The sequence below is a fragment of the Actinoplanes subtropicus genome, assembly GCF_000721705.1.
Classification (GTDB): Bacteria; Actinomycetota; Actinomycetes; order Mycobacteriales; family Micromonosporaceae; genus Actinoplanes; species Actinoplanes subtropicus.
The window spans coordinates 200,250-215,127 of the sequence record NZ_JOJL01000002.1 but is presented as its reverse complement, the minus strand read 5'-3'; the positions used below and the strand labels follow the sequence as shown (position 1 = coordinate 215,127).

Below are 14,878 nucleotides of genomic sequence, written 5' to 3'. Positions count from 1 at the left end.
GCCGAACGGTTTCACGGTTTGCCCACGCATCCGGTGTCCGCCAGTGCCAATCGCAGTTGCCCGGCCGACAGGCTGCCGCTGTGCCAGGAATGGTCGCCCTCCATGAAGCTGACGCCCTTGCCCTTGACGGTCCGCGCCACTGTGACCGGCGTACGTCCCGGCCGCCCGCGGTCGAGGGCGGCCATCAGCGCGTCCAGGTCGTGGCCGTCGCACTCGGTCACGTCCAGGCCGAAGGACTCGAGCCTGTTCGCCAGCGGTTCGAGCGACACGATGCCGTCGACGGCGCCGTCGGCCTGGCCGCCGTTGCTGTCGATGAGGATCCGCAGGTTGTCCAGGCCGTGCTGGCCCAGGAACATCAGGGCCTCCCACACCTGGCCGGACTGCATCTCGCCGTCGCCCAGCACGACGTACACGCGGGTGTCGAGGCCTTGCCGGCGAGCGGCATCGGCCATGCCGACGGCCACCGACAGCCCCTGCCCGAGCGAGCCGGTCGAGACGTCGATCGCCGGGGTCGTGGTCCGGCAGGGATGGCCGAGGAGCCGGCCCCCGAACTTCATCATCGTCGTGAGGTCGGCCCGGTCGATTCGGCCCTGGTCGGCCAGGATCGCGTACAGGGTGATGCAGGCGTGCCCCTTGGACAGCACGAACCGGGTGTCGGGGAACCGCGGCGCGTGCCCGTAGAGCACGGCGACGAGCATCTCGACGCACGACAGCTGCCCGCCCAGATGGTGCGGCTGGTCCACGGAGAGCCATAGGGTCTGTTCGCGGATGTGTCTGGCGGTGGCGGCCAGCTCCGCCCCGCTCTGGACCGCCGGGCGCGCCGACGCCAGGGTGGCGCTCACCGCGGCAGCTCGTAGACGAGGACGTGCTTGAAGTCGGCGATCTCCCAACCGAGCTGCACGCCGTCGGTGACCAGGATCTGGCGGTCGTCGAACGAGCGGATCGCGTACGGGCGCAGCCCGCACGACGAGACGACGCCGTCCCACTCCTGGCGGGTGTAGATGAAATGTGCCTCGCGCATCTCCGACTCCCAGTCCGGGTCGCGATACTTGGTCAGGAACTCGAGGGCGTCGTCCTCGCGTATGACGATCGTGTCGTCGGTCTCCCGCGAGAACGTGATCGGCCGGATCGAGTAGTCGCCCAGGAAGCGGTCGAAGACGGCCGACACCTCCGGGTCGGTGAACCGCATCCGCACCATGCGCCGGCTGGCGATGACGTTCTCGTAGACGAGCACCCGGCCGCCCGGCCGCAGTGCGTCGGCTGCGGCCGCCAGCGCGCGCTTGACCCCGTCCTCGCCGGTCAGGGAGTACACCTCATGCAAGGAGCGGTTGAAGATGGCGGTGTCCATTGTCCCCGGAGCGAAGAGCGGCTCCTCCAGGGAACCCTTCACGAGAAGCACGTTGTCCCGGTCCGCGGCCAGATTCCGGCCGAGGATGTCCGTGCTGTGGTCGACACCGACGAACATACGGTCGGGGTGGCGCTCGGCCAGGTAGCGCAGGGGAATGCCGTTTCCGCAGCCGAGATCGCACACCCGCGGGCCGGTGAGGTGCTCCTCCATGAAGTCCATCACCGGCTTCTGCTTCGCGAAGCGCTTCGTCAGCCCTTGGATGAGCAGGTCGTTCTGCAGTGGCGCTCGGTTCATCAACTGCCTCCGGCGAGGGTCGGGATGTCGGTCAGCCAGTCGGGTGGCGAGGTCACGCGTTGAAACAGGACGTCGATCAGGCAGCGCCGGATCCGGGCGGTCACCGTGGACGTCCCGGTCCGGTAGGTGTGGCCGTCGACGGCTCCGACCTGCCGGATCAGCTGTGCGGTGTTGGTCAGGAAGGCCTCGTCGGCCGCGTAGAGGTCCACGCGGGTGAGCGGCCGCTCGACGACGTCCCAGTCGGTGAAGTGGGCCCGGAGAAGACTCAGCACGCTCGCCCGGGTCACGCCGGGCAGGATGCCGCTCGAGACCGGTGGCGTGGCGATCGTCCTCGAGTCGTGGCTCACGACGAAGATGTTGGCCTCCGCCGCCTCGGTCAGGTGGCCGTTCCCGTCGACGAAGATGGCGTTGTCGTAGCCGCCGGCGAGCGCCTCGGTGAGCCCCAGCCGCGCGTTGAAGTAGTTGGCCGTGGCCTTGGCCTCGGCGGGCATCGAGGCACCCGGCACCCGCGTCCAGGAGGAGAGCCGGCACCGGACGGTAGCGGGGCCGTCCGCAAATACCTGCCGGTCGGTGGCCCGCGCGAACAGGATCACGCGGGGCCGCAACTCGTCGAGCCGGACCAGCGACGACCCCTGCAGGACGGTGTCCCAGCAGACCATCACCTTGAGGTAGACCGGCTCGGCGCCGATGTCGTTGCCCGCGACCACGTCGGCGATGCCGGCCAGCAACTCGGGAAGCGTGAGCGGAACCGCCGTGCCCACCACCGACAACGACCGGCGCAAGCGGACGTGGTGCAGCCCCGGCCGGAAGGCCCGCTGCACCCCGTCCGGGCCGGGATAGCACCGCAGGGCCTCGAAGAACCCGATTCCCAGGGCCGCCGTGACGCTGTTGACGGGCAGCGTCACCTCCTCCTCGGGAACCAGCACGCCGTCGACCCACGCCAACATCACTAGCAGACCCCGATGCGGTGGAGGGCAGCGCACGCGGGCCGGACGAACTGCCTCTCCAGCAGGTCGTCGACGGTCAGTCCGGTGCCGGCCGCGGCGACCGGGAAGTAGCTGCTCTCGCTCAGTCCGACCGTTGCGCCGGCGTCGAACACGGTGACCTCGTCGTCTTCGGTGACGATGGCGTTGATGTAGAAGAAGCCGCGCAGGGCGAACTCGTCGGCAAGCGCGGCGCCCAAGCGGCGGAGCTGGTCGGCGACGCCCGCGGAGACTTCGGCCGGCACGAAGGCGTACCGGCGGGAGACCTTGGTCTCGTGGTCGAAGATCGGCCCGTCCATGCGGATCGTCATGGGCGTGAAGACCTCGAGGCCGGCCGCGTCGGCGTGGTAGCCGACGCACAGCTCGACGCCCTCGGCCTGCAGCTCGACCACGACCGTGTGGTCCAGCCGGAACAGGTAGCGCAGGTGCCGTCGCATCTCGTCGATGTCGCCGGGGCTGGGGAACAGCCGCACGCCCTGGCTCAGCAGGTCCGCCGTGGCGGGCTTCATGACCACCGGCCCGGTGATGAGGCCCAGCAGGTCCCAGGCGTGCGACGGCAGGTCGCGATCCAGCACGATCTGGTCCGGCGTCGGCCAGCCCGACCGGCGCAGGAAGGTCTTGAGACGGACCTTGTCGTAGATCTCCGCCTGTCTCGCGCCCGTTCCGACGAACGGGACGCCGGCCAGGTCGGCGACGGGCTCGACGCGGCCGTAGTTGCCCTGCGAGACGTCGATCAGCACGGCGAGCGACCCGCTGGCGACGGCGGCGACGAACTCGGCGTCCAGCCGCAGGACGGCCGCCGGTATGCGCCGGTCGGCCAGCACCGTACGGAGCCGCTCCCCCACCTTGATCGAGGACTGTTCCAGCAACCCGCGCCCGCCGACCACGATGCCGGCCACCTTGGACCCGGTCGTCACTGGATCGCGTCCCCGGACGCCGGAACCAGCCGGCGACGCAGCTCCGACTCGATCGCGGCGAGGTCGTCCCGGGCGCCGAGGCCCGCCATGCCGGGATCGACCTGCCGCAGCGACCACCGCTCGAGCAGCTTCAGCACGGGGAAGGCCGAGCTCCACGCGCCGTAGTCCTTCTCGACATTGCTCCCGCGGAAGACGTCGATGTTGATGGCCTCGGCGTTCTGCTCCGCCACCCGCACGTACGACCTCCAGCGGATCTCGGAGGCCTCCCCGCTCGTCATCGTCGCGTGCGACCAGTCGCTGCCGACGTCGTCCCAGTGAACGCCCGCCTGTGGGTCGCTGAGCACGGGCATGGCCCGGTCACGGATGTTGAACACGTAGATCCCGTAGAACCCGAAGAGGTGGTCCGACATGAACGCGACCGTCTCCGCCACGGTCTGCGGGGTCTCGCCCGGATAGCCGATGATGAAGTTCGACCACGCCGAGATCCGGTGCTTGCGCAGGTTGGCCAGGGCCGGGTAGGCGTCCTTCAGCCGGGTGCCCTTCTTCATCAGGTCGAGCATCCGCTGGCTTCCGCTCTCGAAGCCGATCGACAGCCACCGGTTGTTGGCCCTCTTCAGGCGGATGACCGTCTCCTCGTTGCGCAGCGGCGTCACCCGCGAATAGGCGCCCCACGGGATCGTCATCCTCGACTCGGCGTACAGGTTGAGGAAGTCGGTGAGCCGCTTCGGCGGAATGGTGAACGTCGAGTCGAGGGCGACGATGTCCTTCGCGCCTCGCCGTTCGATCGTCGTCCAGTCCTCGATGAGCTTTTCGGCGCTCTTGAACCGCCATTTCGTGGAGACCAACGGGTACGAGCAGAAGGCGCACTTGTAGGGGCAGCCGCGCATCGACTCGTACGGCACGGACATGCCGGTCAGATCGCCGGACGGAATCGTCACGGGAATCTCGTCCAGCGGTACGAGGTGATCGGAGGTGTACACCTGCTCGCCGTTCTCGTCGCGATAGCGCAGGTTGGGCACCCGGCCGAAGTCGGCGCCGCCGCGCAGCGCCGCCAGCAGCGGGGCGATGGAATGCTCGGCGTCGCCGACGATGGCCGCGTCGGCACCGCACTCCAGCATGCTCTCGGCATTGCGCGTCGCCAGATAACCGCCGACCACGAGGTAGCCCACGTGGAGTCGGCGCAGGTTGTCCACCACCCGCCGCAGGTCGGCGAAGTTGGTGATGTAGCTGGTGGACAGCAGGCAGACGGCGTCCTTGGCGGCCGCCCGCAGCGACGTATCCGACGCGGGAATGCCGCCGACGACGCTCGCCAACTCGACCTCGGTGACCGACGCCTCGTCCCCGATCAGACTGCGCAGCGCCACCGAGACGAGCGTGGGCTCCACGCTGGTGGTGGGCGTGAAGAGACGCTGCGTGCCGCCCTCGCGCCGGATCGCCAGATCGTAGATCGAATCGACACCGATCAGCCCGGTGATGCCGGTGGTGAGTTCGTCGTTGTGGAAGATGTTCAGACGGCCGACCGACTTCTTCTCGTCCACCTCGTGATAGGGCCAGAGACCGGAAACGAGGAGCACCTTCGAAGCATCGGTTCGAGCCTGCTTCAGCTCATACGTCATCGCGCTCTCCTTGTCCATCGACGGGTTCTGTCACTCAGCGGAGCACGCGCGCCGCGTCCGCGAACGGTGGCTCCGGGGCGTGCCGAAGCTCGACCGTGAAGCGATCACACAATCGGCGACGCATGTCGCCGTCCCAGGCCAGGTAGCCGCCGTCGGCCGCGCCGGCACTGCGCAGCCACCGGTCGTCGGCCAGGTCGCGGACCCGGAGCTCGTCCACGAGCCGGCTGCCGTAGAGGGCGTCCACATGGCCGGCCACCCACGCGACCGCCGGCCTGATGCCGTACTTGCCGGAGATTTCGATGATCTCGTCCGCCGACTCGCGACCCCGGCGGTGCCAGAACCGCCAGACGTCGGCGAACTGGGTCAGCCGCGCGTCCTTCTCGCGGATGGTGCGCTCGAACCAGGCTTCCCGGAAGAGGTGCAGCAGGACGAAGAGGAACCCGTACGGCGTCGACAGCGCGGGAAGACCGTCGATCTCGGTACGGACGGCGAGCGCCTCGTCCATCGGGATCTGCCACCCGCTACTGAACCATGTCAAGCTGTGCGCGACATCGACCATGTAGTACGGGATCCCGGCGCGGCCCGGAACCCGGAAGAAGTGCGGCAGGTGGTCCGGATAGAGCTGATAGGTCAGCTTGAGCGAGCGTGCGATGTCGACGAGCTCGCCGGTCCGATGATCGATGCGTTTCCCCCCGACGTAACCGAGCTCGAACAACGTCTCGGCCGCCGCCGCACTCTGGTCGGGCAGCACCATCAGGTCGACGTCGCCGAAATGGCGCGTACCGCGGCCGTCGTAGAGGAGCTGCTGGCACACCACTCCCTTGGTACAGGCGACCCGGATGCCCTTCCGCTGGAGGGCGCCGGCCACCGACCTCGCCTCGGCCACGTACTCGGCCGTCTTGTGCCGGTTCCAGTACAGCGCGCCGAGCAGGTGGCGTTGCACGTTGTGCGGCATGCGGGTCAGCAGCTCGGCCTGCACGAGGAAGTCGGCGAGAATGGGCACCAGCGCGTGGCGTGCGGCCTGGCTGAGCAGCTCGTCGGGATCGATCCCGCCATCGCCTATGCGCCCGCCCAGGTCCGCCGCTCGCCCGAACATTTCCGTGCCCGGGTCGGCCACCGAAACCAGCTCGAGCAAATGCCAGGCGGCACTCGGCCCTTCGGTCGAATGGTCCATGCGCAAATCCCTCCGATGGTCGGCACGGTTAACCTCGGCGAACTTCAAATCGGGAGGTGGCGGCGTTAGGAAAGACCGTAACATTCATATACGTCATTGAACAACACTCGTTTTATCGAACTCCGAACATGACTTGTCACTTATCGCCGGAGCCGGCTGCGCCGGAAGCCGACGAATACCGCGCATCGCCAGCATCGTGAAGCATCCAGCCATGGCCACCACGGTGCTGATTAATAGCGTCGGCACGGATCCGATGCCGGCGACCAGCGGACCGGTAAGCGCCCGGCCCACGGGAATCAGCATGATGGAACCCGTGACGTCGTACGCGTAAATGCGGTTGAGAACCGACGTCGGGAGGTGTCTCTGCTCGGTGCTCATCCACAGCACGTGCCAAATCGTCCGCCCCATCCCACCCACCGCCATCGCGCTGAAGAGGAACGCCGGAACCGCGTTCACCGCTACCACGAGGAACTGTGGGATGTAAAGCAGGAAAGCGCACGCCGCCACGAACAAGGGCCGTCGTGGCCTGATGCGAGCGGCCGCGATTCCGCCGATCACGCCGCCGACACCCTGCATGGCGACCGACAGCCCGTAAATGGTCGAACCACGGTGCTCGGTGATGGTCGACGCGCTGATCACCAGGAACGGGCCGAACACCACCAGGCCGAAGATGCAGAAGATCAGGATGACCGTCCACAGCCAGCGACGCGACACGAACTCGTGCCAGCCGTCCACCAGGTCGGCTAGCATCCGGCCACGGCCGACCGGCGGCGCGCCCGCCGGCAGCCGGACCATGACGAGGCTGAGGCCGCTGACCAGGAAGGTGATTCCGTCGACCGCGATGACCGCGGGCGAATTCGCGACGGCGAGCAGCGCGCCGCCGACGGCCGGCCCGATGATCGAGACCATCGCCTGGGCCGTACGCAGGACCCCGTTGGCCCGCTGGACGTCCGTCGTGATCCGGGTGACGAGGCTCCCGTTGCCCGGCTCGAACAGCGCCGTGCCGATGCCGGCGACCCCCTGCAGCCCGACGATCAGCCAGAGTGACGGCCGGCTCAGCAAGAGGGAACCGGCGAGCACCACCTGGACCACGAACCGCATGGCGTCCGCGGAGATCATCATCGGCATCACGCCGACGCGGTCGGCGAGCACTCCGGTGAAGAGCATCAGCAACACCCACGACGCCATCGACGCCGCAAGCACCAAGCCGACGCCAAATGTGCCGTAGCCCGCGTGCAGCACCGCGGCGGTCAGGGCGACCGGAAGCATGGTGTCCCCGAACAGCGAGGCTATCCGCGCGGTGAAATACATCCGGAAGTTTCGCGACCAAAGTCGTTCGTCGGCGACGCTCGTGGCGGACTCGCCGGATGATTGCGACATGCTGAAGAACCCTCATCACGTGGTTTTACGTTCGTTCAGGGGGCGGTCTCGACGATCGACCGCCGACTTGATGGACGCTAAGCCGCGCATGTACACAGCGCCCCCCGGCACACCGTGGACTTCAAAGAATCGGGCATGGAAAATAGACGGCAACGCCTCGAATAGCGCATTACGCATGCCGACCAAGCGCACCGTAAAGTTTCCTTGATGTTCAAGATACTAGGTTCGTCTCGTCAATCATGTCAACCCCTCGCCGAATGCCCATACCGCACGAGCCCGGCGCCGCAGTCGGCCGAACACACGCTGAGCTGGCGGTTTATGAATTGATGACCATTGGCATCTTTCCCCGTGAGCTGGCCTCCGAGATCCGGGCAATGTCCGTGCGTGTCCATGTAGGACGTGCGACGCACCGGCCCGTACGGTAGGCTGCCGACCGCAGCACCTTGGCCATTCCGGCACCCCAGCTGGGTGGAGGCTGATCGTTTAGGTGACCAACACCTTTATAATCGTCAAGGTAAACAGCCTACGACTCGGAGAATCGGCATGGCTCGACTGAAGCTCGGCATCATCTTCGGCGGCGTCTCCGAAGAACACCCCGTATCGCTCAAGTCCGCGCGCGAGGTCGCCCAGAACCTCGATCTCGGGAAATACGAGCCGTTCTACATCGGGATCTCCGAGCACGGCGAGTGGAAGCTGTGCGAAGGCCCGGACGCAGGCTGGGAGAGCACTTCCGGATCCTCGCCCCGGACGAGGAGCTCGACGCTGACCGGCTCAACTACCCGGTCTTCGTCAAGCCGGCCTGTTCGGGGTCGTCCTTCGGCGTCAGCAAGGTGAACGGGCGGGACGAACTGCCGAGCGCGCTGGAAGCCGCCCGTAAGTATGACTCGAAGGTGCTGATCGAAGAGGGCGTCGTCGGGAGCGAGATCGGCTGCGCCATCCTGGGCAACGAGGGCGACCTGTTCGTCGGTGAGCCGGATCGCGTCGCCCTGACTCACGGCCTACAGCCGCTACCCGCGAATGATGCGGGCCGCGGGACTGCAGTTCGGCGACATGATCGACCGATGGGTCGCGTTGGCCCTGGCGGCGAGGTAACGACGTTGGGACGGGCACGACTTATCCGCACTGGTCGTGCCCGTCCGGCGGCACGCCGGAAATTCCACCGTGGGGTCTGGGGCTCGGCCCCACCGCCCCTCGCCCCTCGCACGGGCCGGCGAGCCTGCGGGCCCTGCCCGTTGCCGTCGGCGGCAACCGGCACCAATTCCCGGGTTCTGGTACGGCAGCCGCCATTAGCAGTCTGACCTGCTGGGATGTGGTGGGCGTCCGACATGGACGCGGCCGCCTGTTGATCATGTATTGGTGAGAACAACAAGATCGAAGGCAGATCCTAGGTCTGCGGGACCAGGAGGCGGATCGACGCGGCGCTCGCCTCCAGGTCGACCGGGCCGGCGGCCGCCGTGCGTACCTGAAGGTGGGTGTCGGCGGCCGATGGCACCGCGGCCTGCAGGGTCAGCGTCTGCGGCGTCGCGGTCAGCGCGACCTTGGCGCTCGACAGATCGGTTTGGCCGTTCCAGAAGTCGAGGTAGACGTTGCCCTGTCCCGCCAGGGTGACCGAGACCTGGTAGCTCTGCCCGGCGGTCAGCGGGGCCGCCGGATCCACCCAGATCCAGGTGTCGGGGGCCGCGTTCGCCTCGGTCCAGTGGATCGCGCTGGTACCTTCCGGCGTCGTGGCCGGCGCCAGCGTGCCGGGGACCGAGCCCACGCCGTTCTGCACCGGGCCCTGCCACGGCAGACCGCCGGTGGCGGTCGTGCCCAGCAGGTTCGCGCCGGTCGGGACCAGGACGGTGGGCTTGCGGCCGGGCGGGAACTGCAGTGGGCCGGCCGGGTACGAGGGCGGTTCGTCGGCCGCGCCGGTGCCCCACTTCGGGTCGGGAGTCGCGCCGAGGGTGAAGGTCAGCCGGGTGGTGTCGAGCAGGCCGGCCGAGAGCCAGTCCTTCGACCAGGGCCGGCCGTCGACGGTGAGGGACCGGACGAAGGTGCTGGTGGAGGCGCCCTGCGCCGAGATGGACAGGTGGCGGCCGCCGGGGACGTCGATCTCGGCGCGGGGGAAGATCGGGGCGCCGAGGGCGAGCACGTCGGTGCCCGGCGTCGCGGGGTACATGCCGAGGCTCGACCAGACGTACCATGAGCTCATCGCACCGAGGTCGTCGTTGCCGGGTTCGCCGCCGGGGGTGTCCGCGTAGACCGTGTCGAGCAGGCGGTGCACGATCTGCTGCGTCTTGGCGGGCGCGCCGGCGTAGTCGTAGATCCACGGCGCGCCGAAGACCGGTTCGTTGCCCGCCCATTCGTACGGCAGATCCGGTCCGGCCTGCAGTTGCTGGAAGAACGTGTCCAGCCGGGCGATGGTGGCCGCCTTTCCGCCCAGCGCGGTGATCAGCCCGTTGATGTTCTGCGGGATCATCCAGGTGTACTGGGCGGCGTTGCCCTCCTGGAAGCCGGTCTGCCCGAAGCTGCCGATCCCGGAGGTGGTGGGGTCGCCGTCGGGGAAGAGGCCGCTGCCGTCGCGCGGTTCGATGTAGCCGGTGGCGGTGTTGAAGATGTTCGTCCAGTTCTGCGACTGCTTCAGGAAGGTCGCGGCGGTCGACGAGCGGCCGAGCGCGCTCGCCAGCGCCGCGATGGAGAAGTCGGCGGTCGCGTACTCCAAGGTCTCCGACGCGCCGTTGGGCACCGGGGAGAGCGAGCTCTGCTGGGTGTTGGGCACAAAACCCATGGAGTGGTACGCCGACAGCTGGGGACGTTCGGCGTAGAAGCCCTGGCCGAGTTGGGCGGGCGTGGGATCCACCGTGGCGCCCTTCACCATCGCGGCCAGCGCCGCCCGAGCGTCGAATCCGCGGGCGCCGAACGCGTACGCCTCGGCGAGCATCGGGTCGGCCGCGTCGCCGTTCATCACGTCGGTGTACTGGTTGGCGAAGCCCCACTTGGGCAGCCAGCCGCCCTGGGCCTGGTCGTTGAGCAGGGAGGTCATCATCTGGCTGGTCTCGTCGGGCAGGAGCATGGCGAGCAGCGGTATCTCCGAGCGGTAGACGTCCCAGCCGGAGAGGTTGGCGTACTGCACCTGCCCGTGGCGGGTCCGGTGGGTCGCGCCGTCGAAGCCGAGGTAGCTGCCGTCGGCGTCGGAGAACGTGCTCGGTTCGAGCATCGCGTGGTAGAGGGCGGTGTAGAACTGGACCTGCTGGGAATGGGTGCCGCCGCCGATCCGGACGCGGCTCAGCAGCCGGTTCCACTGGTCCCGAGTGGCGCCGGCCACCCGGGAAACGCTCCAGCCCTTGTTCTCCCGGGCCAGGTTGGCCCACGCGTTGGCGGTGCTGACGTACGAAAGGCCTACCTTCATCCGTACGGTGGACTGCTTCTGGGTGTCGAAGGTGACCCACGCTCCCGACCCCAGCCCGTCCGTGCTGGAGCCGGTCGACTTGACCACCTGCTCGGCGCGGATCGACACGCCGGACACCACCGCGTCCACCGGGCCGGCGCCGGGCGTGCGCACCTGGAACTGCGGCGCGCCGATCGAGCCGGTCGGGATGGTGGTGGTCACCGTGACGGTGACCGGCTTGTCGGCGAGCGTCACCGGGTCGCCGCCGACGTCCTGCCGTCCGTTGTAGAAGTTCAGGTAGACCTTTCCGGAGCCTCGGAGGGTCACGCTCGCCTGGTAGGACGTCCCCTGGGTGACGGCCGGCGGGGTGGCCTGGATCCACGTGTTGGCCAGCGCGTCGTCCTGATGCCAGGAGACGGCGCTCTGCCCGTCGGACGTGGTGGCCGGGGTGATCGTGGCCGGTGTGCCGCCGGCGGCGACCTCGTGGTAGCTCCAGTCGAGCTGGCCGGTCGGCGCGGTGAACACGTTGTCGCCCACCGGCGCCGTGTGCCACGTGCCGTGGGAGGCGAACGGGCGGTCGAAGGTCGCCACGAAGTGCACCGGGTAGGTGCCGCCGGAGCCGCAGAACTGGCCGGCGGTCTCGGTGCCGGTGACCGTGCGGTCGCCCACCACCTGGACGTCGGCGGTCTTGTTGCCGGACTGCGCCTCGCCCATCTTGAACAGCACGTTGGCCGATGCCGTCGGCGGGTAGGTGAAGGCGGCCATTCCGGTACGGGTGGTGGCGGCCAGATCGGCCTGGATCGGCTGCGCGCCGGCCGGGTCGAGCCGCACCGCGTACGAGCCCGGCGCGGCATGCTCGGTGGCGTGGTCGAACGCCGCCGTCGTGGTGGCCGGGGCGGCGCCGATCTCGCCGACGGTCGGCAGGATCGGGAAATCGCCGTACGCGTCGCAGCCGGGGCCCGACATGTGGGTCAGGCTGAAGCCGAGCGTCGAGGAGTCGTCGATGTCGTAGCCGCCGCCGTCGGGGCGCGAGGGCGTATCGGGGCTGAACGACACCATGCCGAACGGCGCGGTCGCCCCGGGGTAGGTGTCGACCTGGCCGACCGCGGCGCCCCCGTCACCGGTCCCGATCATCGGGTCGACCAGCGACGCGGGGTCGGTGACCAGAGCGGCGGGGGGCTGCGCGGCGGCGGGGCCGGCCGCCGTGGCGACGATCGCGGCGACGGTCACACCTACCGCAGCGATCCGGTGGCGACGGACCAAGGCATCGATAACGCCCACGACGTGACCTCCCCGCCTGACAACGTTGTCAGGTGAAGCTACCGGAGAATCGCTCCGTCCACAATGGCGATCATCGATACTTCGAGAGCCCCTCGCCGGGTCCGGCGTGGGGTCGGTGGGTCACGCTTCCGTCCCCGGGGGTGCGTCGGCCGCGGTCGCCGCGCCGATCCAGGCGGCGATCTGGGTGCGGTTGCTGAAATCGAGCTTGGTAAGGACGTTCTGGACGTGGGACTCGACGGTGCGGACGGAGAGGACGAGCCGGGCGGCGATGTCCCGGTTGGTGAGCCCCTGCGCGACGAGGCCGGCGATCTGTTCCTCCCGGCGGGTCAGCGGATCGGCGGTGGGCGACGCTGCCGGGCGGCACGGCGCGGCCGCCGGCTCGAGCCGCTCGTCGAGGGCCAGCTCGACGGCCTCGTCGAGGGTGAGGTGGGTGCCTTTGGAGAAGGCGGTGGCGTAGGCGGTGTCGCCCAGCCCTCGCCGGGTGTCGTCCTGGAGGGTGGCGTACCAGGGGCCGTACGGGTTGAACTCCACCGCCAGCACTCCTTCCCGACGTTTGACCGCGTCGAGGGCGCCCAGCAGGCCGGCGGCCCGTTCGTAGTGCGTGCGACGGACCGCGGCAGCCGTGAGGATGGCCAGGCAGACGCCCGCGGCGATCGAGTCCTGCACGATCCGGAACACTGCCAGCGCTTCCCGCGTGAACGATTCCGCCTGGTCGGTGTCCCCCCGCTGGACGGCCACGACGGCGAGGATCGTCGTGCCCCAGGCACGGGTCCATTGTGCTCCGTGGGCCTCGCCGAGGCGGCGGCATTCGTCGGCGAAGCCGGTGGCGCGGGGGTCGCCGGTGGTGGCCGCTCGCATGGCCGCGTTCAGCAGGGCGAGACTGAGGTGGCGCAGGTCGCCCGTGCCGCGGGTGGCCGTCAGCGACTCGTCGACCGGAACGCGCGCGTGAGCGGGGTCCGGTCGCGGATCGGCGCTGATGCCGCGGGCCAGGGCCACCACGGCGGCTGCGTGCGGGTCGTCGAGTCGTCCGGCGAGGGCTCGGGCCTCGGCGAGCAGGCCGGCGCTCGCCGGTGCGTCGCCCAGTTGCAAGGCCAGGACGCCGGCCTCGGCAAGGGCCTGTGCGCGGGTGGGGGTCGGGCGGGTGTCGGCGGCGAGGGTGCGGGTCAGCCAGGTCAGTGCCTCCCGCTTGCGTCCGCTGGCGGACCAGAGGTCGTGCAGGTCCACCGCCATCTCCTGGGCAGTCCTGGCGCCGCCGTGCTCGGCGAGGCTGTATTGCATGGCCGAGCGCAGGTTGGGCAGCTCGGTGCGCAGCCGCAGCAGCCAGTACATCTCCCGGGGCGACACCCGCTCGGCCGCCGCCCGCCGCAACATCTCCCGGTAGTGGTCCCGGTGCCGGGCCCGCACCACGGCCTCCGCACCGGACTCGCGTAGCCGCTGCTGTGCGTACTCCCGGGCGGTCTCCGACAGCCCGTACCGCGCGATGGTATCCCTGCTCTCCAGCTGCACCAGGATCGACTTGTCCAGCAGCCCGGCCACCAATTCGATCACCTCGCCCGGCAAGACGCCGTCCCCGCCGCACACCTGCTCGGCTGCCTCCAGGTCGAATCCGCCGATGAACACCGACATCCTCGCCCACAGCGTCTGCTCGGCCGGCAGACACAACCCGTAGCTCCAGTCCAGCGTGGCCTGCAACGTCTGCTGCCGATCGGGTGAGCTGCGCAAGCCCCCGGTCAGCAACCTGAACCGGTCGTCCAAGCGGTCCAGGAGCTGCCCGACGGTCAGCACCCGCAGCCGCCGGGCAGCCAGCTCCAGCGCCAGGGGGATGCCCTCCAGCCGATGGCACACCCCGGCCACCTGGGCCCGGTTCGCCGGGGTGACCTCGAACCCGGGCGCCACCACGTGGGCCTGCTGGGTGAACAGCTGCACGGCGGTGAACGCGTGCAGGTCTCCCGGCGGCAGCCGTTCGGGATCCGGCGCGGTCAGCGGGCCGACCGTGAACACGTGCTCACCGGGCACGCGCAACACCTCGCGGCTGGTCGCCAGCACGCGTAGTCCCGGCGCTGCTCCCAGCAGCCCGGTCACCAGCGATGCGCACGCGTCGACCAGATGTTCGCAGTTGTCCAGGATCAGCAGCAGCCGCTTGTCGCGCAGGTAGTCGTCGAGCACCGACGGCACCGGCCGAGCCGTCCGCTCCGCCATTCCCAGCACCATGGCCACCGTCGACGGCACCAGCTCCGGGTCCTGTACGGCGGCCAGCTCCACCAGCCACCCGCCGTCCGGAAACATCCGCTCGGCCTGCCTGCCCACCCGCAGCGCCAATCGGGTCTTGCCGATGCCGCCCATGCCGGTCAACGTCACCAGGCGCGACGCACCCAACAGGCGCCGCAGCTCCGGCTGCTCCCGCCGACGACCCACGAACTCGCTCAACTCAGCGGGAAGATTGCCTCTGCGAGATCGGACCGCCACCCCGACAACCTAGTACGTCCGCTGGGATACGCCCCCGCCGAACGCGGCCCGG

9 protein-coding genes and 1 pseudogene are annotated in these 14,878 nt (G+C 69.2%); 1 reads left to right on the top strand and 9 read right to left on the bottom strand.

Annotation, left to right across the window (positions count from 1 at the left end):
• Positions 1 to 11 precede the first annotated feature (11 nt).
• The 7 genes from IH26_RS0102950 to IH26_RS0102920 form a co-directional block, all read right to left on the bottom strand.
• Entirely contained in the window at positions 12 to 842 is an 831-nt protein-coding gene (locus tag IH26_RS0102950) for a transketolase (protein ID WP_051807358.1), read from the bottom strand.
• Positions 839 to 1,642 (bottom strand): methyltransferase domain-containing protein, encoded by an 804-nt coding sequence (locus IH26_RS0102945; RefSeq protein ID WP_030434528.1) that lies wholly within the window; start codon positions 1,640 to 1,642, stop codon positions 839 to 841. The genes IH26_RS0102950 and IH26_RS0102945 overlap by 4 nt, the downstream gene beginning before the upstream one ends.
• On the bottom strand, positions 1,642 to 2,589 hold the full coding sequence (locus IH26_RS55400; RefSeq protein WP_051807356.1) for an aminotransferase class IV: 948 nt from the start codon (positions 2,587 to 2,589) through the stop codon (positions 1,642 to 1,644). Before IH26_RS55400 ends, IH26_RS0102945 begins: the two co-directional genes overlap by 1 nt.
• Positions 2,590 to 2,591: 2 nt before the next feature.
• The gene (locus IH26_RS0102935; protein WP_030434526.1) at positions 2,592 to 3,542 is read right to left on the bottom strand and encodes a D-alanine--D-alanine ligase family protein; all 951 of its coding nucleotides are present in this window, start codon (positions 3,540 to 3,542) and stop codon (positions 2,592 to 2,594) included.
• Positions 3,539 to 5,158 carry a B12-binding domain-containing radical SAM protein gene (locus tag IH26_RS55395; RefSeq protein WP_051807354.1) on the bottom strand — a complete coding sequence of 540 codons (1,620 nt, stop codon included), beginning with the start codon at positions 5,156 to 5,158 and terminating at the stop codon, positions 3,539 to 3,541. Before IH26_RS55395 ends, IH26_RS0102935 begins: the two co-directional genes overlap by 4 nt.
• A gap of 34 nt (positions 5,159 to 5,192) precedes the next feature.
• On the bottom strand, positions 5,193 to 6,332 hold the full coding sequence (locus tag IH26_RS0102925) for a nucleotidyltransferase family protein (protein ID WP_030434524.1): 1,140 nt from the start codon (positions 6,330 to 6,332) through the stop codon (positions 5,193 to 5,195).
• A 93-nt stretch (positions 6,333 to 6,425) separates the two neighbouring features.
• A complete protein-coding gene (locus tag IH26_RS0102920) occupies positions 6,426 to 7,643 on the bottom strand; it encodes an MFS transporter (RefSeq protein WP_051807349.1) in 1,218 nt (405 codons plus the stop codon).
• Between the two features lie 612 nt (positions 7,644 to 8,255).
• Between IH26_RS0102920 and IH26_RS64410 the strand changes: the two are divergent.
• Positions 8,256 to 8,710 (top strand): annotated as a pseudogene (locus IH26_RS64410) (D-alanine--D-alanine ligase); the annotation flags it as partial.
• Positions 8,711 to 9,096: 386 nt separating this feature from the next.
• On the opposite strand, the gene IH26_RS55390 reads toward IH26_RS64410, so the two are convergent.
• Positions 9,097 to 12,360, bottom strand: a complete 3,264-nt coding sequence (locus IH26_RS55390) for a GH92 family glycosyl hydrolase (RefSeq protein ID WP_157437002.1) — start codon at positions 12,358 to 12,360, stop codon at positions 9,097 to 9,099.
• A gap of 120 nt (positions 12,361 to 12,480) precedes the next feature.
• Positions 12,481 to 14,787, bottom strand: coding sequence for an ATP-binding protein (locus tag IH26_RS0102905; RefSeq protein WP_051807345.1), 2,307 nt, complete (start codon positions 14,785 to 14,787; stop codon positions 12,481 to 12,483).
• Between the last annotated feature and the right edge of the window lie 91 nt (positions 14,788 to 14,878).